Source organism: Bacillus sp. LQ16 (assembly GCF_057784645.1).
In genome coordinates, this window is record NZ_CM173491.1 from 999307 (window position 1) to 1024572 (window position 25266).

Sequence of the window (25266 nt, forward strand, 5' to 3'; positions counted from 1 at the left end):
TCCTTAAATATGTTAGTTGCATTCTACTTGATTTTAATTACATCTGTATGAAGATAGTAGCTTCAGAGTATGGGCATCGGTTATATAAGAAAGATGATTTGTATATGCTACAGCAAATTCAATCGTTTAAGCATCTTGGTTTTTCGCTTGGAGAAATTCAAAATATTATATTGCAGCGTGATATAGAGACAGAAGTCTTTTTAAGACAGATGCATTTTCAAAGAGAAGTGCTTCTGGCAGAGCAAGAAAGAATTACGAAGGTACTTTCGCATATGGATAAGATGACGAAGAAGTTTCAAAAGGAAGAACGAGTGGATGTCGCTTTGTTTTCTTCGTTTTTGCAAACTTTTATATGGGAGAAAGAAAATAAAGAATGGTTAGAGGAACACTTTTCAAAGGAGAGTGTTCAAGCGTTTTATAATAATAAGGAATTAAAAGAAAAGTTTGATCGGCGTTTTATGGATGTGATAGGGAAGTTGAAAAAGTATAAGGAAGAAGAGAAGAATCCGAGTCATCATGACGTTCAAGTTACTTTGAAGGAATTTTTCAATTTAATAGAAAAGATAGCTGACTATCTTGATATATCTCAAAGTGAGGTAGTGAGTGTAATTAAACAATCAAAAATTTCAATAGCCGAATTCCCTACTCTTTTCACAAATGAGGAAGAACAGTATATAAAAGAAGCTATGAATAAAATGTAGTCCATAAGTAGACAGTTTCCTCATTAGTAATAAAATAGGAAAGCTGTCCCTTTATTTTATTAAGGTTAAAAACGATTCTTCATATCATACTGTATTCTTTTGTTTATTACTTTTATTAGTGCCTTTATAGGCAGTTCATTTGATAAATTAAAACTTTATTATCTGACAAATCAATTAAATGATTTATTGTTAAAAAAAATATTGAAACATGGTAATATATAGTTTGAATGAAATTAATTGTAATTAAATAAAAGAATGAGAGGGCTAGACGATTTGAATACTTTATTTGCATTATTATTTGTTGTATGCTTAATAGCATTAATTATTGGGATTATTAAACCTCAATTAGTAGTTAGATGGGGAGAAGAAGGAAAACGAAATAGAAAAAGTGTGTTAAAGTTCTATGGAATAGGTTTAATAGCAATGCTTGTTTTGGTTGGTGTAACTGCTGATGATACGAAAAAGGCAGAAGAGACAAAAACTGTGGCTAAATCAGCTAAAGTTGAGCAGAAGAAAGAGTTAACAGCTGAGGAAAAAGCAGCAGCAGAACAAGCAGCGGCAGAGAAAGCGGCAGCAGAGAAAGCGGCAGCAGAGAAAGCAGCAGCGGAGAAGGCAGCAGCAGAACAAGCAGCGGCAGAGAAAGCAGCAGCGGAGAAAGCGGCAAAAGAGGAAGAAGAGCGAATTGGATATGAAACAGGAATTACATATGATCAATTAGCTAGAACACCGGATGAGTTTAAAGGAAAGAAAGCTAAATTTACAGGAAAAGTTCTTCAAGTAATGGAAGGAAAAGGCGAGACGCAATTAAGGGTAGCAGTTAATGGAAATTATGATAAAGTATTATACGTTGTTTATAAAAGTGACATTTTAAATTCAAGAGTGTTAGAAAAAGATAATGTTACTGTTAAAGGTAAATCTGCAGGTATATATACTTATAAATCTACTATGGGTGGCGAAATTAGTATTCCAGCAATGTTAGTAGAAAAGATTGATATTAATTAATAAGAAGCAATCCAGCAGTTTAACAACTAGTTAAACTGCTTTTCCATTATAATAGAAGAAAAACCAAACGGAGGAAACCCACATGCCAACCTACAACAAACTAATCCGGAACAAAATCCCACAAATAATAAAATCCAACGGCAAAACACCAACAACAAGAATCCTAAACAAAGATGAATACATAGAGGAACTCTGCAAAAAAACACAAGAAGAACTAACCGAATACCTAGAAGCAACAACAAAAGAACATAAACTAGAAGAACTATCCGACCTACTAGAACTAATAAACGCTCTAGCCGAACACGAAGGGACAACACTAGAAGAAATCAACAACATCCGTAAAAAGAAAGCAGAAGAACGAGGCGGCTTTTCGGATCGAGTCTTCCTAATCGAAGTAACTGATAACTAGCCCCTCCTAAGCTCCTTACAAGCCCCTACTAAGTAATAAATCACTAAGAAAAAACATAACAAAACAAAAACAACAACAAACACCGTAGTAGTAGTCAAAAAAAATTTAAAATAACACGCCAAAAACCCGACTAACCTCCCATATATATTATGAAGAGGTTTTTATTTTGAACGGAGACGGGAGGAATTCGGATGGCGGTGTATCGTACTGTGCAGGTGAATTTTTGGCAGGATGATTTTGTTTTGGATTTGACGCCGGAGGAGCGGTATTTTTATGTGTATTTGTTGACTTGTTCGAAGACGACGCAGTGTGGGATTTTTCCTTTTCCGAAGCGGTTAGCTGAGATGGAGACTGGATATAATCGGGAGACTGTTGATAAGCTTGTGCAGCGCTTCATTGATTATGGGAAGATTCTGTATGATGCGGATACACGGGAGTTATTCGTTTTGAATTGGCTTCGTTATAACCCTGTGACGAATACGAATGTGGAGAAGTGTGTGCTTCGTGAGCTGAAGGGTGTGAAGAATAAAGAGTTTGTACATATGTTTCTTCAGAAGTGCGTAGAGGAGGAGCTGAATGTTCCGATGCTTTTAGCGCATTTCGGTATGCCGAGTGATTTGGCTGTGGATGATGTTGAGCCAGTTTGTGAGGAGACAGAGGCGGAAGAAGAGGTTATAGAGGAAGAAACGGGAAGTCGTGTGTTTTCTTTTTATGAGCAACATTTCGGTAGTTTGTCTCCTTATACTGTGGAGGAACTGAGTGCGTGGATGGAAGATTTGTCAGAGGAGCTTGTGCTGAAGGCTCTTCAAATTGCGTTTGAGAATAATAAGCGGACGGTTGCTTATGTGAAGGGGATTTTGAAAGGGTGGCACGGGAAAGGATTTACGAAAGTATCTGAGGTTGAGGCGGATACGGTGAGCTTTAGGAAGAAGGAGTCGTCTGTTAGTACGGGGGAGACGGAGGAGTTTTTGGCGAGGTGTGAGGAGTGGGAGAAGAATGCACCGTCTGAGGGAGAGTTGCAGCGCTTTTTAGCGGAGCGCGGGTGGCGTCCATGAGTATTCAAAATGTGGAGGCGGAAAAGACGGTGTTAGGTTCTCTATTACTTGATGGAGAGCTTATTAAGGAGTGCCGTTTGACGGAGCAGTATTTTTCTCTGTCGGTGCATAAGTCTATATTTCAGTTAATGCGAAAGATGGAAGGAGAGGGGCAACCGATTGATCTTGTGACGTTCATTTCTCGGGTGGATCCGAAGTTTTTAGAGGGGATCGGGGGAATGGAGTATTTTATAGGGTTAATGGATGGTGTGCCTACTACTAGCAACTTCTCTTATTATGAGGGGCTTGTTCGAGGTGCCTGGAAAATGTATCAGGCGGGTGTTTGCGGAGAAGAATGAGAAAATTATAGGTGAGACGATTACAGCACTTTGTGAGTTAGAGGAAAAGGACTGTGTATGTGAGTTTGATTTGAAGGATGCGCTAGTTGATTTGTATGAGGAGCTTCATCAAGATGTGAAAGAGATTACTGGTATTGAGACTGGTTATACATCGCTAAATAAAATGACGTGCGGATTGCAGGAAGGTGATTTTGTCGTTCTTGGTGCGCGTCCTTCTATGGGGAAGACTGCGTTTGCGCTTAATGTTGGACTGCATGCGGCGAAGTCTGGAGCGGCGGTTGGATTGTTTTCGTTAGAGATGAGTAGTAAGCAATTGTTAAAACGGATGGCGTCTTGCGTAGGTGAAGTGTCAGGAGGCAGACTGAAAAATCCGAAGCATCGTTTTGCGATGGAAGATTGGGAGAAGGTGAGTAAGGCGTTTGCGGAGATTGGTGAGTTGCCATTTGAGATTTACGACAATGCAGGTGTTACGGTGCAAGATATTTGGATGCAAACCCGTAAGTTAAAGCGGAAACACGGTGATAAAAAGCTTTTAGTCATTGTAGATTATTTGCAGCTCATTACGGGCGATCCGAAGCATAAGGGTAATAGATTTCAAGAGATTAGTGAGATTTCTCGTAAGCTTAAGTTATTAGCACGTGAATTAAATGTTTGTGTAGTAGCGTTATCACAGTTATCTCGTTCTGTAGAGTCGCGGCAAGATAAGCGTCCGCTTTTATCAGATTTAAGAGAGACCGGACAAATTGAGCAAGATGCGGATGTCATTATGCTTATGTATCGAGAGGATTATTACGATAAGGAAACGATGCAGAAAGAGATGACGGAGATTCATGTGGCAAAGCATCGGAATGGACCTGTGGGGAGTTTTAAGTTGAGGTTTTTGAAGGAGTTTGGGCGGTTTGTGGAGATTGGATGATAAAATAGAAGAAGGCATATAAAAAGGTAAAGGAGTGGGAGAAGCGTTTATCTCATTAATCGCTGGGGTAATGGCAGCGTCTGTATAAATTTATACAAAAATAGCCGAATATTTACTATATAATAGTCGGCTATTTTTGTACGGAGAAGTTGTTAGGTTTAATACGCAAATCTTTTGGTTTGCTCTTGAATATGTTCCTCATTTCCCCATAAAGAAAGATCTTCTCTCTGCAGTAATCCATTGCTGCAAGTCATCTTGGCTACGTCGGACAAGTCGATTTACTAAAACATCATGCCATACATAATCCTCTAATAGGTATATATGAACGGGGTCATCTGTATAAAAAGCAATATTACGCTCTTCAAGTGATGGTCCATAAATCATCTCTTTAGAATCTATCGATACAATAAACCAATGTTCTGTAGACAAGGTTTCTGTATAAGGTGTTATGCGATGGGCTTCTAGATTTTTAATGGGATTTTCAACATGTAGGGTAATACCTTGTATTGTAACTTTATCAGCTACTTCAGATAGATCTTCTTTTAACGCTTCATACATCTCATCCCACATTGAAATGACAATACGTCGTTCTGCTTTTTTTATTAATGCCTGACAATAGCTAATGATTGTTTGATTGTCTTTTAAAGTAATCACTCGATTATCCGTTTTTTCCTCGGAAGTTTCTAGTGTTTTTAATGAATCACTGATTCCTTCATAAGTAGACTGCCATTCTGATTGCGCCTTCTGTAAAAAGATTTCAACAGGTAGAGGTGAATAGCGAGTGGTGTCATTTATTTCTTCCTTCATGACAATTCCTTTTTCTACAAGGTTACCTAAAATCTCATAAATTCGCGCTCTTGGGACACCCGAATCTTTACTCACTTGGTAGGCTGTGACAGGCCCTTGTTTAACAAGAGATACATAAGATTTAGCTTCATATTCATTGAAACCAATTTTTTTAAGCTGTTGCACTATGTAGTCCACTTTTTTCGTCCTCCGATGTTTGCTTTTATCCCGCTTTAACGGGCAGTAAGACTCCCACCTCAAAATTCAGCGGAAGCAAAGAAGTTAGGTGGGGGGGTCGGGCTGCCCGTAAAAGCCCGATTGGTTCAACTAATAATCAGTGGCCCCACTGATTAAAGTTTCACTTTATATTTTAACGTTACAATAACTGTTTACATTTAGCAAATTATTAGTTACTATTCGAATAGTGACTAAAGGGGAGGTTAATAGTATGGATTTTTATTTAGACCCATCTGTATTAATGATTTTGATTGTTTTTGGATTTGTAGCTGCATTTATTGATTCAGTTGTAGGTGGTGGTGGACTCATTGCTTTACCAGCTTTATTATTTACAGGACTGAATCCAGCAAGTGCAGTAGCTACGAATAAACTAGCGTCGACAATGGGAAGTGCAACTAGTAATATTGTGTTTTATCGTTCTGGTAATCTTGATTTGAAATCGGCGTTTAAATTAGTTCCGCTCACTTTCATAGGTTCCATAATAGGGGCATGGACCGTTCATTTAATGAATCCAGAAGTACTGAAGCCATTGATGTTGATTATGCTTGGTGCGGTCGCTATTTATACGATATTCAAAAAGGATTGGGGTAGTATTTCCACTCATAAGAAATTGTCTGGTCGACACGTCATTATTTTTACCTTTTTTATTTTTGCTATTGGTTTTTATGATGGATTTCTAGGTCCTGGAACAGGTTCGTTTTTAATGTTTTCTCTTTTATTTATTGGGTATGATTTTTTAAAAGCAGCAGGTAATGCGAAGCTTCTTAATTTAGGAAGTAATGTTGGTGCATTGTTGATGTTTATGTATGTAGGGCAAGTAAACTATGCATATGGTTTTATAATGGGGATTGCTCAAATTGCTGGAGGGATTGTTGGCTCCAAATTTGCTATAAAAAAAGGAAGCGGGTATGTTCGTGCCCTTTTCATTACAGTAACTTGTTTATTGTTAGCGAAAAATCTGTATGACTATATTCAGTAAGTAATTAAAGAACGTAGAAAAGGTCAAGTATGCAAACTACATCAAGTATAAGAAGATACTAAGGAGAGATTCCTTTTAACATTTTTTAGATGCTACCTTATTTGAAGATAGCATCTAAAAAGAAAATCTAAGTGAAGAGAATGAAAATAATATAAACTCATATTTTTCTGGGGTATGTTTATTGATTATATTGAAATGTTTACTCTATATTCTTCTTATAATTAGGCCTCAACAAACTCTTAAAATCCAACTCAGCAATTAACACACTCAATAATATAAGCGTAGCCCCTAAGTATCCTTTTCCTGTCAGCGTTTCACCTGTGAAGACGAAAGCAAAGCCTGCGGAAAAGACAGGTTCTAATGAAAAAATAAGACCTGTATGGGTAGGTGTCGTGTATTGCTGGGCAATTACTTGCACGATGAATGCGACTGCGGTGCAAAATATGCTTAAAGCTAATATGATTAGCCATGAGTTGATCGTGCTAGGAAGTTTTGGTGTTTCTATAATGAATGAGAAAATAAGACTAAATAGGCCGACGAAACCGAGTTGCACTACTCCAAGTGCAATGGAATTCACATGTTTCGTTACGCTTCCAGTAATGATGACGTGAATGGCATAAAATAAGGCTGACAGTATGCAAAATATATCGCCGTTACCGATTTTGAATTCGCTAGTTAATGTTAATAAGCCGATTCCTATTATCGTTAAAATGATTCCTACTATAACTTTCTTTTCCGGAATGTGTTTTAAAAATATAGCTGATAATATTGGAATGAAAATGACTGTGAGACATAGTAGGAAACCAGCATTAGAAACACTCGTATACTTTGTACCGAAAGTCGCGAAAATGTAAACGATAAATAAGACAGAAGCGAGTATAAATGCATATTTTACAGTTTTAAAATCGATCTTAAATAAATGTTTGTAAAATATTAAACCTGATAAAAGAAAAGCGATAATAAATCGTAATGCGATTAAATTATATTCTTCTATGCCATCAAGTCCAAGCTTTGTAAGTAGGATGGATGCACCCCAAAAGAATGTAACTAGTAGTAACATTAAATCCGCTTTTAATTGTAGTTTCATTTCTATTCCCTCGTTATGTATAAATTTTATAAGCCCATACCCCTATCCCCATTTTTATTTTAATATTAATTCTGAATATTTGTAACTTAAATTTATCGACGTTTTATTTCATTGATTTAATGTTATCCGCCGCGAAAACATTAGCGGAGTTAAATCCAAACATGACGTTCATTTACGTATCTGGTAGCGGAACAGACAGTACAGAATCAAGACGTACGATGTGCGCGAAGTTTCAGCGTATTTTTTGCGGAAGCAACTTCTAGATAAGGACAACAAAAAAACCACTCCGCGCCGTCACAAGCAAAAGGGTGGGTTTCGTAAAAAATAATAACGTATAATAACCACCACCCTATACGGTAGCAGTTAAGGAAGAGATGTTAGCGCATCTCTTCTTTTTATTATATGCCATTTTATTTGATGTCATACTTATATAGTATTCTACGGAAAATATATCATATTCCTATTTTGTGGTCAATTTGATCCCGCTTTAACGGGCAGTAAGACCCCCACCTCAAAATTCAGTGGAAGCAAAGAAGTTAGGTGGGGGTCGGGCTGTCCGTTAAAGTCCGATTGGTGAGGGCTGATTAAAGTTTCACTTTATTGCATGATTGAAAAGGTGTAGTCTTATTCCTTTTCAAACTGAAAAATATCCCGATTAATAAGTTGATGGAGATACCTATCCATTTCAGCAGCAGAAACTTTTCTTTCACTTTTAAACCACCATGCGCTTAATGAGGTGATTGCCCCTGAATAAAATTCAATGATTAAATCATTGGGCATCGTATGATTTTTGTGCAGTTGATTTAACGCTTCTATTTCTTGTTTTCTCGTTTCGTGACTTAAATGCTGTATTCGGTTAATAAATTGTTCATCAGACATTTGCGTTTCTAATATTTTACCGATTTCTTCATGGTGTAGAAATTGTTCCATTACTTGAAATGGTTTACTTAATCGATCTGAAACCGGTATTTCAGCAATCATCTTGCTATATCGTTTAAATCCAAATGCTAATAAAGCATCTTTATCTTCGAAGTGTTTATAAAAGGTTGTTCGGTGTACCATTGCGCGGTCACATATTTGGTTAATCGTGATCGTACTATATTTCTGTTTTGATTGCGTCATTAATTCAAATAAGGAATCCCACAGTAATTTATGTGTACGTCTAATACGTAAATCAAGTTGTTTTTCATTATCGTTCATCTACAATTCTCCTTTTTTGTAGATTAAATATACAGTGGCTGAAAATTGATTCTCCCTTTTTAATCTACATATGTATATTATATTACATGTGTTCCGGTGTATTTAAAGTTTTTTAAGTAAGAAACAGGAGGAGAATCTGTAAATGAATATGACAACTAAGAGCCCAGCAAGTGGCAAAGTTGATACTTCTAATTTGAAACATATCCCCATTTTAATTGCATTACTTTTAGGGGCAATGGTTGCATTATTAAATGAAACATTACTTGGAAATGCGTTAACGGTATTAATGAAAGAATTTGACGTAACGGCTTCAACGATTCAATGGCTTTCTACAGCATACATGTTAGTAGTTGGGGTTTTAGTCCCAATTACAGCGTTACTTCAGCAGTGGCTTACAACGAGACAGATGTTTTTGATCGCTATGGTAACGTTTTTAGTCGGTACATTAATTGCGGGATTCGCACCGACATTTTCCGTTTTATTAATTGGCCGTATCGTCCAAGCTGTAGCGACGGGGTTAATTACACCGTTATTAATGAATACGATTTTAATCATTTGTCCACCTGAAAAACGTGGTGCGACAATGGGATTAATCGCACTCGTGATGATGGCAGCTCCGGCAATTGGCCCTACATTATCTGGAGTAATTGTGGATTCATTAAATTGGCGCTGGTTATTCTATATTGTTATTCCTATCGTGATCATTTCCATTATGATTGGGATGAAGTACATTCAAAATGTTTCAGAGTTAACAAGGCCAAAAGTAGATTACCCATCTATCCTTTTATCGACATTAGGATTTGGCGGGCTTGTGTATAGCTTTAGTGCATCGGGTGATTTAGGATGGTCCGATGCAAAAGTGTATGGCACTTTAATTGTTGGGCTTATCTCATTATGTATTTTTGCCGTTCGACAATTGAAAATTGAGAATCCAATTTTAGAATTACGAGCATTTAAAGTTCCGATGTTTACATTATCAGTTGGATTAATTGTCATTGTGATGATGTCGTTATTTTCAACGATGAGTTTATTACCGATGTTCCTGCAAACCGTTTTACTCGTTACAGCTTTTAAATCAGGAATTATCATGCTTCCGGGAAGTGTTATTAGCGCCATAATGGGACCAATCGCAGGTAAACTATTTGATAAATTTAGTCCGAAAGTTATTATCGTTCCCGGCATTGTCTTAGTAGGAATTGCAATGTTCTTATTTAAAGGCATTACTCCTGATACATCAATGGTACAAATTATTGTCATGCATAGCGTATTAATGGTTGGACTCATGTTTGTCATGACAGCACAAACATACGGTTTAAATCAATTAACACCAGATTTATATCCGCACGGAACAGCACTATTTAGTACGTTGCAACAAGTAGCTGGTGCAATTGGTACAGCTATCTTTATTTCGAAAATGTCTTCAGGAACAACTAGCTATATGGAGAGCTCCGCAAATCCACTGGATCCAGTAGAGAAGTTAAACGGTTTAACGTCAGGGTTCCAAGGTGCATTTGCACTTGGGTTAATCTTTATTATTGTTGCATTTATCGTATCGTTATTCTTAAAAGAAGAGAAAGAAGGAGTAAAGGCAGCGAGGGTTTTACAGAACGAACATTAAGGTTTATATAAAAAAGACATCTTTCCCTAGAAAAGATGTCTTTTTTATATTTTTTTCGTAACACTTGTTTTGGGTGTCTTCATACATAAGAATTGGTATGTACAATAATTATCCTTTTTGAGAATAACGATGCAAAGCCGTACTAATAACTAATAGTTCACCAGATGATTTAGTGACATCGTATATAGATCCTGTTATGAGAATAGGCATAGTCATGATTATGAAGTTATTATATTTTTATTAAACGATTTACACGTTTTTTATAGTAACAATTAGAGACTCTTCAATAAAAAGGAATTTAATATGGTATTCTTTAGTTAATATATTTAAACGAAGACAGGGGAAATGAAGATGGACAAGAAGCTAACGTATTGGCTAGCATCTATTATAGGTGTAGTAGTACTTGCAACTGGTATGACTTATGGAATGTTACAGTTTGCTGAAGTCCCGCTTGAGAGTGAGGACCATGTTTTTGCAGAGGTTAATAAAGAAGACATACTATCGAATGAAGCAGAAGTGAAAGGCTCAAATGCACAACTTCACATTACAGTAACTTCTACTGAAGAAGAAGTGATTTCAGCTATGCATAGCATGACTCATCAAAAAGTAAAAGCGTGTGAAGGAAAGGGAGCAACCCCTATGTCCAAAAAGAATGCAGAGAAAGTAAGAAACATTCTAAACGGAAACAATTTCAAGAATAAAGAAGAGCTATTAGCAATTACTGAAAGATGGGCAAATAGAGATTTTAGTGAAATTTTAGAAGAACATAACTATTTTATTAAACTTCAAGGTGGCAAGATAGGTGAAGCTACAGTAATGGATAAGGTAGACGAGCAAGTATTCTGTTTCAATACTTTCGGTGATGATGTAACGGCCGCATTATTTAAATCAGGAGATCTTCAAGCGCTGTAAGGTGTTTTTTCTTTGATATAAAGAAAGCCTCAAGTATTCATATACTTGAGGCTTTTCCAATGGAAAGATAGGAATGATCCGAATTCCTTACATTAAGAACAAAGTGGAATTACTCCTAAACCAATTAATAAAGCTGCAGCAACTGCTGGAATTGGTACAGGAATTTGAATACCTTCTACAAACAAGAAATACTGACCACTTACTATTTTAAAACAAACTAATTGCATGGCTATTCCTCCCTTCTTTTAGAATTAATACATTATATTAATTTATCTATTTATTGTTATAGTTGAATTATTCATTTTTAAAAATATAGTTAATATGTGAATAGTTTTCGAAAGGACCTGCTCAATCAATACGAAAAAACATAAGATGAAACGAATCCATTAAAATACATGAGTGAACCTTAGTTTTCCCCTCTTATCTAAAGGAGGAACTATTATGGGTTATGGTGGTAGTTGTGGCGGTTGTGGCTTCTCGGGAGGCTTTGCTTTATTAGTTGTGTTATTCATTTTATTAATCATCGTTGGAGCTTCTTGCTTCTGCTAAAAACTATTGGAAAAGACACTCATATGGAGTGTCTTTTCTTTCGTGCAAAATGATTCCTGATAATATCCAACTGTATGTAGTATACGGTATATTTTTTCCTCATTAGACATATAAAAATGTTGGAGGGATGTTATGAAACTAGTAGGGAAGCACATTTATATTCGGCTTTATAAAACTGCTGATGCTAACGAGTTAGCTAACTTACATATTAGAAATCGCGAATTTTTTCAACGAGTTTGCCCGTTGCTCCCAGAAGTTTTTTATACAGAAGAACATCAAAAAATACGTCTTGAACAAGCTCTAAAAAAGACAGCTGAAGGGCAAGTATACCCTTTCGGAATCTTTTTAAGAGAAAATGATAAACTGATTGGAGACATTTCATTAACTCAAATTGTTAGGGGAGACCTCCAAAGCTGTTATACGGGATTTACTTTAGATAAGGAGCATAATGCAAAGGGCTATACAACAGAGGCTCTTCAACTTGTTGTAGATTTTGCTTTTAGGGAATTAAAGTTACATAGAATTGAAGCAGGAGCGATGCTTGATAATTTAGCATCTATTCGTGTATTAGAAAAAGTGGGATTTAAAAAAGAAGGTATAGCGAAAGAAAATATAAGGATTAATGGCAAATGGACAGATCATCAAATATTAGCTATCATCAACAGCTTGGATGTGTAAGCTTATTTTGATTCCAATAACGATAATTATGTAAAGGGCTGTCTATATCGACAGCTTATTATATTTTTTGCTTAGCGTGAGTTTTTCGGCTAATTCAGTAAAAAACGGAAACTCTGCAACCCACGCCAGGATAGGAATGTATAAAAAAATGAATAGCATTATAGGGGTACGGAAACGATTATGGGTTTCAAGGGCCACTCTGAAATTAAATACCACGCTTCGATTTTGATAAGTGTATTTGAGAAACTCTAAATCCTTTAAAATCAATAACTTGTAAGCTTCTCAATAGAGTACACTCTATTGAGAAGGTAAATATGTAATTATGCATATTTATATTTTTTTATTTTAATAGTAATTAAACCTAATATATAATTAAAAAGTTTTTTACGAATTGATAAGGAGATGCGAGTATGAAGAAAACCATAGGACTTATATTATCATTATTTTAATTACTTTCTACCTATGCATCAATGTTTACAGAGGAAGTCGAAGTTTTAAATCAAATAGGCCGCGTCAAAGAGAAAGGAGATTAGTATTATTATGGATCTCTTCAACATAATGCGAATTTTAGACTAAGGGATTTTCAAATTAAAAAACTTGGTTTTACTGTTTATTAAGAAGGTTCCATAAACGGGCTACTACATTTAAAACATGAAACATCTTATGAACTAATTATTGTTTAGACAGAATGACTTAGGTTGTCCTTATGCGAAATATTAGTATGAATAGAAATTTGATAATTATATAAAACGCCGTAAATGAAGGATAAAATAAGTGCTGATTTTGCAATTATATTTTTAAAAATTGAATAGGAGATCTATTATGAATACAATTAAGAAATTATTTTTAAGTTCTGTGATATGTATTTTATTATTCAGTACAGTAGGAACAGCGTATGCAGAACAAAATGGTCAAGTGAATTCATCATCTTTTATTGACGTTCCTAAAACCCACTGGGCATATAAAGAAATGATGTATATGGCTGAAAATAAGATTATAACAGGATACGGAAATGGATATTTCGGTGCTACGGATCCTATTATTCGCGAACATCTTGCTGCATTCTTGTATCGATATTTAAAACCGCAAGATAGTACCAATAATCCATTTGTTGATATTGGTGATAGCAATTTTAAAAAGGAAATTTTGGCACTTACTGCACGGGGCATATTTAGCGTAAATGTAGAGAAACAATTCAATCCGAAAAATAATATGACGCGTGCTGAAATGGCTGCAGTACTTGTCAGAACCTTCGATTTAAAACCGAAAGGGAATTTTGACTTTACGGATATGAAAGGTCATTGGGCTAACGAATATGTCAAAATATTAGCTGGGAATAAAATCACAAATGGTACTGGTGATGGCAATTTTAATCCAAATGGACTTGTCACAAGAGAGCAATTTTCTGTGTTCTTATATAGGACAATCATGGCAACATCAAGTATAAAAAACAATGAATCGGTTGGCTGGGTTGTAGATGGAGAAAAGAAATACTATTATGACAAACCAGGCGTGAAACATACTGGATTATTACGTTCAGGGGATGATACCTATCTCTTCGATAAAAATGGTAATCTAGCTTCAGGATGGAATACCGTAGACGGAAAGGACTACTATTTTGATACGGTAAGTGGAGCTGCACAAAAAGGATGGTTCTCTCAAACTACCCATTGGTATTATGCAGACGATAACGGTGTGATTCAAAAAGGCGATGTAACCTACAAAGGAAAACAATTCCAATTTGATAGAACAGGTAAAATGGTAAAAGGGTGGATAACAATCCAATCCCTCGACCAAAATATCTACAAATCCAGAACAGTTGTAAGGGGATTTGACCCAATAAAAGTTAGAAAGGATGAAATTCTTGAAGTAGTAGGGGAAGACGGTCCTCTATGGTTTAAGGTGAACTACAATGGTCAAACATACGTTGTGCAAAAATTATTTGCAGTCGTGTTTGATCAATCTCTATCTAATAAAATAGATACAATTCGTCAGGACATTGCAGATTTAAAAACTACTGCAAATTTGGTGAAAATATATTCCGAACGCTTTAAAAAAGCAAAAGAAACTAAAAATTATGATATGGCTCTAGTAGATTCAAGTGAACTTGCAGCAAGCTTATCAGGATTTCTAACTACCATAAAAAATTCTGATATGACGAATTTAGTGAATAAAATCTACGAAAAAGAAGCTGATCCAGCTATAAAAGAAAAATACAATTCTACCATCGCTACTTTAGAGATGATGAATGAGGATTTTGGCAAGATCCACAAATTAATGCTACTAAAAGATAGCATAATGGTTTTAGATAAAGCGAATCAGGATTCAGGTAATATTATTCAACAAATTCAGAATGGTAAAAACCTAGCACAACAAGATAAAATTAAGCTTCAAAACTATGCTAACGATATGACGGCGTATAAAAAACAATTGGTCGAATGGTATGCTGATACTTTGACTGCAGTAACGGATCTAACGGTATCGCTTATTGACCAAACAAGTCTTTATTGGCTAACAATCAATGACACATTTGTTGAGCCAGCAGAAAAATGGGTTGGTACATTACCAAAAGATGAAATCAGTAAATTTGCTGATGGGGTTCGGGACTACGGACAACAAGTTACAGCTATGCATGAAGGTTTTAAAAGCAGATTGCCTGAATATAAACAAATGGCCAGTGATTTACGCGTAGTAAATCAAAGTTTCCATAAGTTTGGAGATTCTGTACAAAAAGCTGGGGCATCACTTCATAAACAAGCAGTAATGGCTGATGGACTAATTAATAGTGTCTCAACGCATGTTGCAGAAGCTCAACAAGCATTTCCAACACTACATACAGATATTATGTCTGGATTAGATGCTGCTAATAATATGATGGATTCTGCTAATAAAATTGCGAGTTATAAAATTGATGTGCCTGCGGCATCCAAAAACATAGGGAATATGGATGGACTAAGAAACACGTTACGTGATTTTGGTGTGCCACCTGAAAAAATGAAGGAGTATTTGGAAGAAGAAAAACGTTCTGCTCAACAAACTTCATTCCTGCTTGATATTACTCCTGGATTTGGAGAACTAAAACAAGGTATCCAGCTCTTTACGGGCGAGGATATGTTTACTCATGAAAAATATGGTCCAAGTGAATTTGTAACAGGAACGCTTGCTGCAGTTACTGGCGGTACAACAAAAATAATTGGCCGTACATTTGGTAAACTTGGCGATCTTGAGAAAAATGCACAGAAACTAGGCAAGGTTTCAAAAGGTGCTCAATCGGGTGAAATTGTTCTTGATAAAGTCAAAACCTATGAACAAGCTAGAAATCAAGCAATGGATCTTTTAGGGAATTTAGGTAGCGACTCTATTCCAATGGTTGGAACAATGAAAAAAAGTGCAGGATATGGTAAAGTAATTGGAAGACAAACTGCTGATAAAAAAGCAAGATGGCGATTAGATTATGATCCTGAAAAAGGTCTACATATGAATGTAGACGATTTTAGAAACGGTAAAGGAAGTAAATCTACTAAATATGCAATTCCAATAGAAGGTGATGAAGAGTTATTTAAATCACTATTAAAACATTTAAACAAGTAAGGTGATAAATATAATGGCAACTTTGTTAGACGAATGTATCGAGGCATTAGGAGAAAATATAGTAGTTTTTGAAGGTGAAGAGAGAGAAAAAATCTTAGATAGCTTTGAAAACTCATTTCCAATTACAAGTTGGGCCAGAATTGATTGGGATAAATTCAGTGATTTCCAAAATATCGTTTATTTGGATGATATAGAAGCATATCTAAATAAACAATACGGTTTAGACTCTTATATCATTTATATTATTTGGGATGAAGCATCCTTACCAATCATAAAAACGAATTTACATCAAATACTACAGGTAATTGATGATGTTACAGCAGTAAGTTTTGATACTTGGCTCTATTCTCCAAATCTAGGATATGCAATAGAGTTTTATCATGAAGGTGAAGTACGTATTGGTAATAAGAAAGAGATTTTAGAATAAGGAGTGAATGAAAAAAGTAGGGGCTTCCCCTACTTTTTTTATGTGAACTTTAATAAGGTTTTCAACCCTATCTATAATAATGATCATTTCTCCTATTTATAAGTACGGGTTAATGAGGCAGCTAACTATCAGTGTTTTTAGAACTGTCGATATTCTTATGTTGCTTTTAAAATAGCTACGGTATTTTGTGAACTGTACCCTATAAAATGGGCAGTTTAATAAAAAAGCTCTAAAAAATCAAGCACTTAAAAGATGGTTCCGATATTCGATCGGGGCCATCTTTTTTAATGTCCACTGATAACGATTATAATTATACTCCTCTATATAATCCTTTATGTTGAGCTCAAGGGATTCAAAGGTTTGACAATCTTTGTAATCTAATTTATCTATCATATGACCAAAAATGGACTAATTAATAGTGTTTCAACGCATGTTGCAGAAGCTCAACAAGCATTTCCAACACTACATACAGATATTATGTCTGGATTAGATGCTGCTAATAATATGATGGATTCTGCTAATAAAATTTCAGGCTACAAAATAGATACGTCTAATGTTGTTAAAAATGTTGGTAATATGGATGGGTTAACAACCCGTCTTAAGGATTTTGGTGTACCACCTGAAAAAATGAAAGAATATTTGGAAGAACAAAAGCGAACGAATGAATTAGGATCTATGGCGCTTGATTTTATTCCAGTTGTTGGACAAATTAAACAAGGTTTACAAATTTATAATGGAAGAGAATTTTTCACAGACAGAAAATATGAGCCGAATGATTATGTATGGGGAACTGTTTCTACAGTTGTAGGTGGCACTCCTAAAGTTATTGGTCGAGTATTTGGTAAATATGGAGAGTTAGAGCAAAAAGCGAAGGATTTAGGAAAAGTATCAAAGGTAACTGAAGAGATTGGATGGAGTATGCCAAGAGGTGGCGGCGTCATTGATGGGCGTAAGTATACTGAACATGCGCTTGAAAGAATGGCGCCTGATACAATTCAGGTTCGAGCAGAACTTACAAAGCGTGCACGTGAAAGAGCTGAAAGGAATGGTTACACATTCGGATCAAAAGAATACATGGAGGAATTAAAAAAAGTTGATCCACGTGGTGTAACACCAAGTGTAGTAGAAGAAACAATTAAGCATGCTACTAAACAACCTGGAAATAAACCTGGTCTATGGCAATACGATGGGAAAGATGTTAGAGTCGTATTGAATGATAATGGCGATGTTGTATCCGTTGTACCTAATAAATCGTGAATATTATAAATAAAGTGGATTGAGCCCATTCACGTAAGGAGTTGTTAAATTGAATATACAATATGATGAATATGAATTATTAGAAATATTCGAGAGTGAACCAGAAGATTATTTTATTCCAGGTGCAGGTGCATATAGATATAATAAAATAGATAAATTAGGCTTTGAATTAGTAATGATTATGTGTTATTACGAGGAAACTGTTGAATTAAATTTGTATTATAAAAATAAACGTATCTTTGAAACCAAGATGCATTCGGCGAAACGAATCTATACCCGTAATGACTCATTATATGTCCAAGGTGGCGTAGAAAACAAAACAATCGAAGTAAAATTCAAACCACATTTTACAGTTACAATAAATGAGTTTTAAAAACTCGAAATTAATGATCGTAAATATTCTGCGCATGCTTTAGAAAGAATGGCTCCGGATACAATACAAGTTCGAGCTGAATTAGAGGCACATGCCAAAAGTAGAGGGCTTGTACGTAGTACACAGAAATTTAAAGAATTTGTTAATCCTAGAGGTATCACAACTTCTGTAGTAGATTTTCTGTGCCTTTCCATTGGGAAATCAAGACTGATATAAAAAATGAGTAGAAAAAACAAGGCTCTTACTTCGTGGATACCGCTACAAAGTAAGAGCCTTGTTTCATTATATTTGTTCATACAGTTTTCCTTGTAGTCTTCTGTTTTCATCCTTCAATCGCTTATTCTTTATCAATTTTTTGAACAGGTTGCTCCCAAAAGTTTTTTATACAAAATAACATCAAAAAATAGGTCTTGAACAAGCGTTAAAAAAGAAAGCTGAAGGGCAAGTATACCCTTTTGGAATCTTTTTAAGAGAAAATGATAAACTGATTGGAGACATTTCATTAACTCAAATTGTTAGGGGAGACCTCCAAAGCTGTTATACGGGATTTACTTTAGATAAGGAGCATAATGCAAAGGGCTATACAACAGAGGCTCTTCAACTTGTTGTAGATTTTGCTTTTAGGGAATTAAAGCTACATAGAATTGAAGCAGGAGCGATGCTTGATAATTTAGCATCTATTCGTGTATTAGAAAAAGTGGGATTTAAAAAAGAAGGTATAGCGAAAGAAAATATAAGGATTAATGGCAAATGGACAGATCATCAAATATTAGCTATCATCAACAGCTTGGATGTGTAAGTTTATTTTGATTCCAATAAAGATAATCATGTAACTCTTCAAACTCTACCAACAGTTTTATAGGGACCTTTACAATTTTTGAATCAGAAACTAACCTTACAAGTCTTGAAATTCCACCTAACTCTACAATTACTCTATTTGAAAATTTTACAACTAACCACACTAAGACTCTTATTTGTTTTAGTTTTAGCTTTGTATTTGCTGTGTTCGTCACATTGACTAGTAGAACATTTAAATCCACAACTCCACAAACAATTAGATTAACACCAGGGAGATACAAGGACTTTCTTATTTGAGGATGTTAAATGCCACTTCAGTTAACGCCTCATCAAGGCCATTATTTATCCAACAAACAACATATATTTTTTGTGATAAACCAAATTCATATTACTGTGAGAATAGTGATTATGGTTATTAGTAGTTATTAAAGAGGGCCTTGGCTCTTTTTTTATTTTCTTTCGACATAATATGACAATATATGAATTAATAGTTTGGTATTATTATCTAGAAATCTTACATTTATCTACAAATTATTATTGTATTTATAATTTTTTAAATGTAAAATATTTCAATGTAAATACATACCATTTAGGGGGATAAAGAAATTTATGAAAAAATTATTAGCTTCAGCAACAGCGGTAACACTATTAACAGTGGGGTACAGTTCTTCTGCATTTGCAGCTAAGAGTCCTAATGATACAAAAAACTGTGGCCATTTTAAAAGTCAACAAGATGCTCAAGCATTCTGGGATCAAAATGGATATGGTGTTGGAAATGATCCGCACCGTTTAGATAATGATAAAGACGGCATTCCATGTGAAGATTATAAATATCCAAAGAGCACAAATACTACAACAGAAAATAAAGAAACTACTAAACCTCAAGAACAACCTAAACAAGAACAACCTAAACAAGAAAATACTAAACAGGAAAACACTAAACAAGAACCTGTTAAACAAGAAAACACTAAGCAAGAGAATTCAAAACAAAACAACCAAACAACAAATAATAAACAAGAACAAACTAAGCCTCAAACAACTGCAAAAGAAACAAAGAAAAATACTAATACAGTTGTGAAAAAAGAAACAAAAAAACAAGGTGAAAAATTACCTAATACAGCATCAAACGGTGTTACAATGATGCTAGCAAGCTTAGGATTAGCATTAGCTGGATCTGTATTAATGTTCCGTCGTAAAAAGACAAACGCATAAAATAGTTCCTTAAAACGGCAGGAGAAATCCTGTCGTTTTCAAATGGAGTGATAAAAGTGAATAAAAAACAATGGATAGGCTTATGTTTAACTGTTATTGGACTTACTATCTTTTCCTATTATTTTCTGGAATGGTATAGTGCTAGACAATCAGCAGAGTCGTTAACAACTAGCGAGGCTAAACAATATGAGATCTCCACACCTTCTAAAGAAAATGAAACGCAAAACATCAATCAAACAGAGACAGAGATAAAGACTGACACTTCATTACAAGAAGAACCTGTACAAATTCCTGCTTCAAAGGTAAACCATCAGTTAGGAGAGAAAGTAGCATATTTAATTATCCCTAAAATACAAAAGAAATACTCTATATATTGGGGAGCTGATGATAAAGTACTAAAAAAGGGTGTAGGTATGTTTGTTAGTGACTTAACTACTACACCATCTGGAAATGGTCATACAGTTTTAAGTGGACATAGAGATACTGTTTTTACCCAGCTTGGTCAATTAAAGGAAAATGACCAACTTATCGTGGAATATGAAAATAAAACATATACATATGAAATTAACAAGCATTGGATAACAGATTCAGAAGATCGAACAGTTATTGTAGAAAAAAGTGAGCCGACATTAACATTAACAACTTGTTATCCTTTTGACTATATAGGAGACGCTCCAGATCGGTACATAATTGAAGCATCTCTACTTTCCATTCATTGATGAGGATGGAAAGTCCAATACACATTAGTAAAATTAAAGTGGTTATCGAGTCGGAGAAAGGCACCTTAGAGTGTCTTTTTTTATGTAATTTAGTTGCCAATATGGAAAGTTTGTTATAGTTTTTTGTTTAGCGTGATTTTTTTCGAAATGCTGGCGGCACCCCATCGCTATCAACCTAACAGAACAGGTTGCTCCCAAAAGTTTTTTATACAAAATAACATCAAAAAATAGGTCTTGAACAAGCGTTAAAAAAGAAAGCTGAAGGGCAAGTATACCCTTTTGGAATCTTTTTAAGAGAAAATGATAAAATGAAGATAATATTAGGGAATTGTGAGGATGATTACGTTGCTTACTTTGATAAAATTTGTAGTTAGTTATGCTGCAAGTCTATTTGCTTTTATTTTTGGATGGTTCTTAATTTCATATATTTTTAACCCTAGCTTTATTCACCCAGACGTTTTACAGGGGTTCATAAAAACTATCGTCACTTATGGTAGTATACCAGCTCTTATAGCTTGCCTAATTGGGGAAGTTTTATATAGGAAAATTAAACGATGTCGAGAGTTTCAATTTGGAATTCCTTTATTTATAGGACTAGCAGTTATCTATACACTTATACCATTTCTTTTTCTTTTTACTTTTACTTTTTCATATTTCTTTGACTTCGTTGCACCTGTTATTATGGGTTCCTTAGCATTTTATTTAGTACGTAGAAAAATATAATTTTCGTTTTGATGCATTATAATAGCTATCTCTGAATCACTAGTTTCAAAAAGCCTTCACGCAATGATAATTGCATGAAGGCTTTTGATGTTTTCTTATTTTTTTGTCTCGTTAACCCATGTAATAATGTCCTGGATGACGTATTCGGGAACGTTAGCAGGGATTTCGTATTCACTAGGAAGACTTAATTCTCCGTCACCCTCCGTGAAGAAATGATTCAATTTCGGGTATTTTTTGAACTGAACATTCCCGCGGTTTGCAAGCCCTTCTTGCCATTTTGTATATTCATTTTTTACTGTTACTTGATAATCGCGTGCGCCTTGCAAAATGAGTAAAGGCTCTTTTCGTGATTTTGCCTCTTCAACTGGACGCCACCTAGAAACATCATACATAAAATGAGGTGACCCAAAATTGTAGCCAGCTGGAGGATGGTCAGGATTGAAAGTAGGATCCTGAATAAAAGCAGCCTGTCTTTTTAGTTCATCGATTTCTTCCTTTGACGCCCCAAGGTATTCATACTGATCAATGGCAATGTCAGTCAAAGGGCGTGCAGGTGGTGCGAGTAAGATACTTCCTCGGACAAGTGAGGAAGGCGCTTTGCTCAGTATACGTGGCATTGTACCGGCTCCTTGACTATGTCCAAGAATGAAAATATTATTTGGATCAATGCCTTCCTGCTGCGCTACGGATTTTGCTGCATATATAGCATCATCTGTAGTATCACGGTCTAACGTAACGGGTTCTGCACTCATCTTTAATGCATGTTCTAAGGTACGTTTTTCATAGCGCAACACTGCAATTCCGTTGGATGAAAGGCCCACCGCAATGTCTCGTAAGATTTTTGTTCCCATGTATGTGCTGTCGCGATCATGGATGCCAGCACCATGAACAAGAACAACTACGGGCAGCTTTTCACTACGCTTATGTTTCGGAACTGTTAATGTCGCTGGTAACGGATAGGTAGAATTTCCAATGACGATTTCACGTTCTTGATAGGAGTTAGGTTGATCATAGCTAGGATGGGGGATGGTAAAAGATTCCTCGGGTGGCCTTTCTCCAATTTCATCTACTTTCCCGCCAGGTGTGAATTTAAGGAGTAGTGGTATGGTAGTTCCTTCGGTAGCTGCTGGAATTTCTACCGTCTGATGGACCAAGTTTCGTTCTTTTATCACAGGGGTTCCCATGCTTTTTATCCCGCTCCAGCCACTTTGTGTCCACCAGTTTTGTAATGTGGTTGCTGTAAACTTAGATTGAAAAGCAGTAGACGTCAACTGGAGTGCCTCTGCATACTTACCTTGCTGGAGATATTCAAAAAATAATGATGTACGCTCCGTTAAAGAGACTAGTTTCTTTTCAGCAGATTGTTCCTCGCGTGTATCTGCGTGAATAGTTGTTGTAAGCGGGAAAGATGAAACGCCTAAAGAAAAGAGTAGGGTAAAGGTAAGTACTGATCTTTGTATTTTCTTTTTTTTATTCATGTTTTAACCTCCAATATGTGATGGTACAAAACAGGTATGGTAATTAGAATTCTGGTGCGAAAACTTCAAAATATTTGCAAGCAATCTCCAAAACTCGGACACACTCATATTATTACTCTAAAAAAACGTAGATTTCTCCTTCTTCCACGTGCATATAAACTTCAGAAATAATCTTTCTTCCTTCACTTTATATTTTGATTATAGGAAACAAAGCTCTCGTTTTTCTTACTTGATACTTACAAATTCCTTAAGTAGGGGATATTTTAAAAATGGATATGTGGCGGTACTCCTATGTTAAGAGATAGCTTAAGGACCAAGGATTATATTGTTTTTATGAAGAGTTGATGTTATGTTTGTTTTGTAATATATGGTGTTTTATGTATGTAGGAGGATTTATTGAAGAAATTATTAATATTGTTTTTATTAGCTACATTTTGTCTACAGATTACAGGATGTTCTAATAATATGGGTACACTAAGGGAGAAGTCTAAAACTTCAACACCTGTGAAGTCTAAACGCATCAATAAAGGGTGGTACAAACATATGTAATAGTTTGTATCACCCTTTGTTGATGATAGAAGTCATAAAGAAAAGACACCCTAAGGTGCCTTCCTTCGACTTGAACCATCTTAATTTTAATAATATATTGGACTCCCATCCAAATATTATTTTACCATGTTAAATTGTTTTATTCATTGAGAAATATGCTTTAAAACTATATTTTTAAAAATTATATAGATTTGAACAATATGTATACGAGCCACATATCAAAAAAAAGACACTCTCAAGAGTGCCTCTCCTTAGCAGCCGAATCCGCCGCCCCAACAGCTAGCGCCAACGATGATTAATAAGATGAAGAGCACAACAAGTAAGGCAAATCCGCCGCCGAAACCACAGCCTCCACCACAACTACCTCCATAGCCCATATTAACTCCTCCTTCCATAAAGACCATTTATTAATGGATTTAATTTAATTTATGTTTTTAAGGGTGAATGGAGCAGGTCCTTAAAAAAATAAAAGGATTTTGGAAGTTAAAAAGAGTTGACGACCTTATTTTTGTCACCGGTATTTCGTCTGCTACATATTGTATTTTATTCTGTGTATTGGGGGAAGGAGGATCTTATGGCTAATTCTGAGATGATTTTACGTTTACTTACGGATTTAAAGATTGAACAACAATTGTTGAAAGAACAGTTAGAGAAAATGCAAACAGCTGTGACTATTCTTGAAGAAAAATCAGTGACGCTTAAAGAAAAACCAGCGACTCTTAAAGAAAAAACAATGACTCCTGAAGAAAAACCATCTGTTACAAAGCAAAGAGCTTTTTCTGGACGCCCAACATCTTTTCGTGATTGGAGAGCATCTAGTCAAAAAAATTAGGGAATGTTATGTGAAATGATAAATAAAAAAGTACAGTCTGCTGTAGAAAAGACTGTACTTTTTTATGTCGGTAGAGAATGTTAAGGGAGACGCATTTATTGGCCTATTCCACTTTTAATTGGAGTTCTTTATCTAACTTATCATTATTAATTTTTAAAGTTAATCCTTGCGTGTTTTTCGGTACATCAAATACAATGTTTCCTTCCGAACTTTCATTAGGATTAACAATATTAAATTTGAATGTGGAGATATTTGCAGCTTTAAGTACTGACTGATATTCATTGGAAATGTGATATTCTCTTCCAAATCCATCAATTAATTTAAAGTTGTTAATATCTAGTGTAATGGGTTCTTCTTTACGATTATAAACGGCGATGTCTAATACTTTAAAGACACCTTGTGCTTTAACTTCTCCAGTCCCTAGAACATCTAATGACTCGGCAGATCCCATTGACATGTATACATCAGAGGAATCTACATTGGTAGGAAGTTCTTTTTGCGGATCCTTGCTGCTAAGTTTGTCATTCTCTGTTTTTTTAGAAGTCGCCTGCTCATTTTTCGCAGGCGCATCATGTGAACTGCAAGCTGATATTCCAAACAAGAATGTGCTACATAATAATGATGCTAATAACTTTTTGTTCATCGTTTGTTTCTTCCTTCCAAAATAGAAGCACTTTTAATGAGTGCTATATATATTTGCCTTTATATGTATTACATTTTATATCTTATTATATTAATTTTGGAAGGAAAAGGGAAAGTGTTGTACATTTCTCTGATTCGAATTATTTATCTGTCTAAAAGTTGAAATTAAAATGAGCCCCATAAATGATAAACCATTCC

Annotated in this window: 24 protein-coding genes and 4 pseudogenes; 20 read left to right on the forward strand and 8 right to left on the reverse strand. The window is 35.3% G+C overall.

All coding sequences use genetic code 11. The features are described from left to right. Window positions 1–62: 62 nt before the first annotated feature. From AC3EMB_RS04980 to dnaB, 5 genes and pseudogenes are all read left to right on the forward strand, one after another. A pseudogene (locus AC3EMB_RS04980) lies at window positions 63–701 on the forward strand (MerR family transcriptional regulator); the annotation flags it as partial. 273 nt (window positions 702–974) lie between these two features. Further along, window positions 975–1703 carry a hypothetical protein gene (locus AC3EMB_RS04985; protein ID WP_488517534.1) on the forward strand — a complete coding sequence of 243 codons (729 nt, stop codon included), beginning with the start codon at window positions 975–977 and terminating at the stop codon, window positions 1701–1703. An 82-nt stretch (window positions 1704–1785) separates the two neighbouring features. After that, on the forward strand, window positions 1786–2112 hold the full coding sequence (locus AC3EMB_RS04990; RefSeq protein ID WP_430530563.1) for a nucleoside triphosphate pyrophosphohydrolase: 327 nt from the start codon (window positions 1786–1788) through the stop codon (window positions 2110–2112). A gap of 191 nt (window positions 2113–2303) precedes the next feature. Further along, window positions 2304–3167: a DnaD domain-containing protein gene (locus AC3EMB_RS04995; protein ID WP_488517535.1), complete on the forward strand. Its 864-nt coding sequence runs from the start codon at window positions 2304–2306 to the stop codon at window positions 3165–3167. Next, window positions 3164–4421 (forward strand): annotated as a pseudogene (gene dnaB, locus AC3EMB_RS05000) (replicative DNA helicase). The gene AC3EMB_RS04995 and the pseudogene dnaB overlap by 4 nt, the downstream one beginning before the upstream one ends. Before the next feature lie 198 nt (window positions 4422–4619). Here dnaB and AC3EMB_RS05005 read toward each other — a convergent pair. Beyond that, the gene (locus AC3EMB_RS05005; protein ID WP_000384613.1) at window positions 4620–5405 is read right to left on the reverse strand and encodes a TrmB family transcriptional regulator; all 786 of its coding nucleotides are present in this window, start codon (window positions 5403–5405) and stop codon (window positions 4620–4622) included. Window positions 5406–5655: 250 nt separating this feature from the next. Between AC3EMB_RS05005 and AC3EMB_RS05010 the strand changes: the two genes are divergently transcribed. Next, window positions 5656–6423 carry a TSUP family transporter gene (locus tag AC3EMB_RS05010; protein ID WP_000348456.1) on the forward strand — a complete coding sequence of 256 codons (768 nt, stop codon included), beginning with the start codon at window positions 5656–5658 and terminating at the stop codon, window positions 6421–6423. 199 nt (window positions 6424–6622) lie between these two features. Here the strand turns inward: AC3EMB_RS05010 and AC3EMB_RS05015 are convergent, their stop codons facing one another. Both AC3EMB_RS05015 and AC3EMB_RS05020 read right to left on the reverse strand, forming a co-directional pair. Beyond that, window positions 6623–7510 (reverse strand): DMT family transporter, encoded by an 888-nt coding sequence (locus tag AC3EMB_RS05015; RefSeq protein WP_440038827.1) that lies wholly within the window; start codon window positions 7508–7510, stop codon window positions 6623–6625. 624 nt (window positions 7511–8134) lie between these two features. Then, complete coding sequence (locus AC3EMB_RS05020; RefSeq protein ID WP_088024836.1) at window positions 8135–8710, reverse strand: TetR/AcrR family transcriptional regulator; 576 nt, start codon at window positions 8708–8710, stop codon at window positions 8135–8137. 142 nt (window positions 8711–8852) lie between these two features. On the opposite strand from AC3EMB_RS05020, the gene AC3EMB_RS05025 reads away from it, so the two are divergent. Together AC3EMB_RS05025 and AC3EMB_RS05030 are read left to right on the forward strand one after the other, a co-directional pair. Then, window positions 8853–10328 carry an MDR family MFS transporter gene (locus AC3EMB_RS05025; protein WP_488517536.1) on the forward strand — a complete coding sequence of 492 codons (1476 nt, stop codon included), beginning with the start codon at window positions 8853–8855 and terminating at the stop codon, window positions 10326–10328. Window positions 10329–10679: 351 nt separating this feature from the next. Further along, complete coding sequence (locus tag AC3EMB_RS05030) at window positions 10680–11240, forward strand: PRK06770 family protein (protein WP_078400407.1); 561 nt, start codon at window positions 10680–10682, stop codon at window positions 11238–11240. A 92-nt stretch (window positions 11241–11332) separates the two neighbouring features. Here the strand turns inward: AC3EMB_RS05030 and AC3EMB_RS05035 are convergent, their stop codons facing one another. Beyond that, window positions 11333–11467 (reverse strand): hypothetical protein, encoded by a 135-nt coding sequence (locus tag AC3EMB_RS05035; protein ID WP_001177693.1) that lies wholly within the window; start codon window positions 11465–11467, stop codon window positions 11333–11335. 214 nt (window positions 11468–11681) lie between these two features. On the opposite strand from AC3EMB_RS05035, the gene AC3EMB_RS05040 reads away from it, so the two are divergent. The 4 genes from AC3EMB_RS05040 to AC3EMB_RS05055 all read left to right on the forward strand — a co-directional run bounded on the left by AC3EMB_RS05040 (window position 11682) and on the right by AC3EMB_RS05055 (window position 16485). Next, entirely contained in the window at window positions 11682–11789 is a 108-nt protein-coding gene (locus tag AC3EMB_RS05040; protein ID WP_000540375.1) for a YjcZ family sporulation protein, read from the forward strand. Window positions 11790–11921: 132 nt separating this feature from the next. Next, window positions 11922–12467: a GNAT family N-acetyltransferase gene (locus tag AC3EMB_RS05045; RefSeq protein ID WP_044783246.1), complete on the forward strand. Its 546-nt coding sequence runs from the start codon at window positions 11922–11924 to the stop codon at window positions 12465–12467. A gap of 822 nt (window positions 12468–13289) precedes the next feature. Further along, entirely contained in the window at window positions 13290–16058 is a 2769-nt protein-coding gene (locus tag AC3EMB_RS05050) for an S-layer homology domain-containing protein (protein WP_098566633.1), read from the forward strand. Between the two features lie 13 nt (window positions 16059–16071). Beyond that, window positions 16072–16485 (forward strand): CDI toxin immunity protein, encoded by a 414-nt coding sequence (locus tag AC3EMB_RS05055; RefSeq protein ID WP_000212599.1) that lies wholly within the window; start codon window positions 16072–16074, stop codon window positions 16483–16485. 237 nt (window positions 16486–16722) lie between these two features. On the opposite strand, the gene AC3EMB_RS05060 is transcribed toward AC3EMB_RS05055, so the two are convergent. Next, entirely contained in the window at window positions 16723–16878 is a 156-nt protein-coding gene (locus AC3EMB_RS05060) for an IS3 family transposase (protein ID WP_080348377.1), read from the reverse strand. Here AC3EMB_RS05060 and AC3EMB_RS05065 point away from each other — a divergent pair, their 5' ends adjacent. The 7 genes and pseudogenes from AC3EMB_RS05065 to AC3EMB_RS05095 all read left to right on the forward strand — a co-directional run bounded on the left by AC3EMB_RS05065 (window position 16879) and on the right by AC3EMB_RS05095 (window position 21567). Continuing rightward, window positions 16879–17742, forward strand: coding sequence for a hypothetical protein (locus AC3EMB_RS05065; RefSeq protein WP_232733568.1), 864 nt, complete (start codon window positions 16879–16881; stop codon window positions 17740–17742). It abuts the gene before it with no gap. A 49-nt stretch (window positions 17743–17791) separates the two neighbouring features. Then, window positions 17792–18115: a hypothetical protein gene (locus AC3EMB_RS05070; protein WP_001025898.1), complete on the forward strand. Its 324-nt coding sequence runs from the start codon at window positions 17792–17794 to the stop codon at window positions 18113–18115. Between the two features lie 361 nt (window positions 18116–18476). Continuing rightward, window positions 18477–18914: pseudogene (locus AC3EMB_RS05075) on the forward strand (GNAT family N-acetyltransferase); the annotation flags it as partial. 608 nt (window positions 18915–19522) lie between these two features. Next, window positions 19523–20125, forward strand: a complete 603-nt coding sequence (locus AC3EMB_RS05080) for an excalibur calcium-binding domain-containing protein (RefSeq protein WP_488517537.1) — start codon at window positions 19523–19525, stop codon at window positions 20123–20125. A gap of 56 nt (window positions 20126–20181) precedes the next feature. After that, complete coding sequence (locus tag AC3EMB_RS05085; RefSeq protein WP_488517538.1) at window positions 20182–20844, forward strand: class D sortase; 663 nt, start codon at window positions 20182–20184, stop codon at window positions 20842–20844. A gap of 188 nt (window positions 20845–21032) precedes the next feature. Further along, a pseudogene (locus AC3EMB_RS05090) lies at window positions 21033–21152 on the forward strand (GNAT family N-acetyltransferase); the annotation flags it as partial. A 28-nt stretch (window positions 21153–21180) separates the two neighbouring features. Next, window positions 21181–21567 carry a hypothetical protein gene (locus AC3EMB_RS05095; protein ID WP_053565118.1) on the forward strand — a complete coding sequence of 129 codons (387 nt, stop codon included), beginning with the start codon at window positions 21181–21183 and terminating at the stop codon, window positions 21565–21567. A gap of 95 nt (window positions 21568–21662) precedes the next feature. On the opposite strand, the gene AC3EMB_RS05100 is transcribed toward AC3EMB_RS05095, so the two are convergent. Both AC3EMB_RS05100 and AC3EMB_RS05105 read right to left on the reverse strand, forming a co-directional pair. After that, complete coding sequence (locus AC3EMB_RS05100; protein WP_488517539.1) at window positions 21663–23045, reverse strand: alpha/beta hydrolase; 1383 nt, start codon at window positions 23043–23045, stop codon at window positions 21663–21665. Between the two features lie 800 nt (window positions 23046–23845). Beyond that, window positions 23846–23971 carry a YjcZ family sporulation protein gene (locus tag AC3EMB_RS05105; RefSeq protein ID WP_000540377.1) on the reverse strand — a complete coding sequence of 42 codons (126 nt, stop codon included), beginning with the start codon at window positions 23969–23971 and terminating at the stop codon, window positions 23846–23848. Between the two features lie 197 nt (window positions 23972–24168). On the opposite strand from AC3EMB_RS05105, the gene AC3EMB_RS05110 reads away from it, so the two are divergent. Then, window positions 24169–24426, forward strand: a complete 258-nt coding sequence (locus AC3EMB_RS05110; RefSeq protein WP_000013694.1) for a hypothetical protein — start codon at window positions 24169–24171, stop codon at window positions 24424–24426. A gap of 103 nt (window positions 24427–24529) precedes the next feature. Here AC3EMB_RS05110 and AC3EMB_RS05115 read toward each other — a convergent pair whose 3' ends face one another. Beyond that, on the reverse strand, window positions 24530–25069 hold the full coding sequence (locus tag AC3EMB_RS05115; RefSeq protein ID WP_488517540.1) for a DUF4352 domain-containing protein: 540 nt from the start codon (window positions 25067–25069) through the stop codon (window positions 24530–24532). Between the last annotated feature and the right edge of the window lie 197 nt (window positions 25070–25266).

What these genes read in the sequence shown, in the direction of transcription:
- AC3EMB_RS04990 (WP_430530563.1), top strand. Translation starts at nt 1,786, where the DNA reads ATGCCAACCTACAACAAACTAATCCGGAACAAAATCCCACAAATAATA.
- AC3EMB_RS04995 (WP_488517535.1), top strand. Translation starts at nt 2,304, where the DNA reads ATGGCGGTGTATCGTACTGTGCAGGTGAATTTTTGGCAGGATGATTTT.
- AC3EMB_RS05010 (WP_000348456.1), top strand. Translation starts at nt 5,656, where the DNA reads ATGGATTTTTATTTAGACCCATCTGTATTAATGATTTTGATTGTTTTT.
- AC3EMB_RS05015 (WP_440038827.1), bottom strand. Translation starts at nt 7,510, where the DNA reads ATGAAACTACAATTAAAAGCGGATTTAATGTTACTACTAGTTACATTC.
- AC3EMB_RS05020 (WP_088024836.1), bottom strand. Translation starts at nt 8,710, where the DNA reads ATGAACGATAATGAAAAACAACTTGATTTACGTATTAGACGTACACAT.
- AC3EMB_RS05025 (WP_488517536.1), top strand. Translation starts at nt 8,853, where the DNA reads ATGAATATGACAACTAAGAGCCCAGCAAGTGGCAAAGTTGATACTTCT.
- AC3EMB_RS05030 (WP_078400407.1), top strand. Translation starts at nt 10,680, where the DNA reads ATGGACAAGAAGCTAACGTATTGGCTAGCATCTATTATAGGTGTAGTA.
- AC3EMB_RS05035 (WP_001177693.1), bottom strand. Translation starts at nt 11,467, where the DNA reads ATGCAATTAGTTTGTTTTAAAATAGTAAGTGGTCAGTATTTCTTGTTT.
- AC3EMB_RS05040 (WP_000540375.1), top strand. Translation starts at nt 11,682, where the DNA reads ATGGGTTATGGTGGTAGTTGTGGCGGTTGTGGCTTCTCGGGAGGCTTT.
- AC3EMB_RS05045 (WP_044783246.1), top strand. Translation starts at nt 11,922, where the DNA reads ATGAAACTAGTAGGGAAGCACATTTATATTCGGCTTTATAAAACTGCT.
- AC3EMB_RS05050 (WP_098566633.1), top strand. Translation starts at nt 13,290, where the DNA reads ATGAATACAATTAAGAAATTATTTTTAAGTTCTGTGATATGTATTTTA.
- AC3EMB_RS05055 (WP_000212599.1), top strand. Translation starts at nt 16,072, where the DNA reads ATGGCAACTTTGTTAGACGAATGTATCGAGGCATTAGGAGAAAATATA.
- AC3EMB_RS05060 (WP_080348377.1), bottom strand. Translation starts at nt 16,878, where the DNA reads ATGATAGATAAATTAGATTACAAAGATTGTCAAACCTTTGAATCCCTT.
- AC3EMB_RS05065 (WP_232733568.1), top strand. Translation starts at nt 16,879, where the DNA reads ATGACCAAAAATGGACTAATTAATAGTGTTTCAACGCATGTTGCAGAA.
- AC3EMB_RS05080 (WP_488517537.1), top strand. Translation starts at nt 19,523, where the DNA reads ATGAAAAAATTATTAGCTTCAGCAACAGCGGTAACACTATTAACAGTG.
- AC3EMB_RS05095 (WP_053565118.1), top strand. Translation starts at nt 21,181, where the DNA reads ATGATTACGTTGCTTACTTTGATAAAATTTGTAGTTAGTTATGCTGCA.
- AC3EMB_RS05100 (WP_488517539.1), bottom strand. Translation starts at nt 23,045, where the DNA reads ATGAATAAAAAAAAGAAAATACAAAGATCAGTACTTACCTTTACCCTA.
- AC3EMB_RS05105 (WP_000540377.1), bottom strand. Translation starts at nt 23,971, where the DNA reads ATGGGCTATGGAGGTAGTTGTGGTGGAGGCTGTGGTTTCGGCGGCGGA.
- AC3EMB_RS05110 (WP_000013694.1), top strand. Translation starts at nt 24,169, where the DNA reads ATGGCTAATTCTGAGATGATTTTACGTTTACTTACGGATTTAAAGATT.
- AC3EMB_RS05115 (WP_488517540.1), bottom strand. Translation starts at nt 25,069, where the DNA reads ATGAACAAAAAGTTATTAGCATCATTATTATGTAGCACATTCTTGTTT.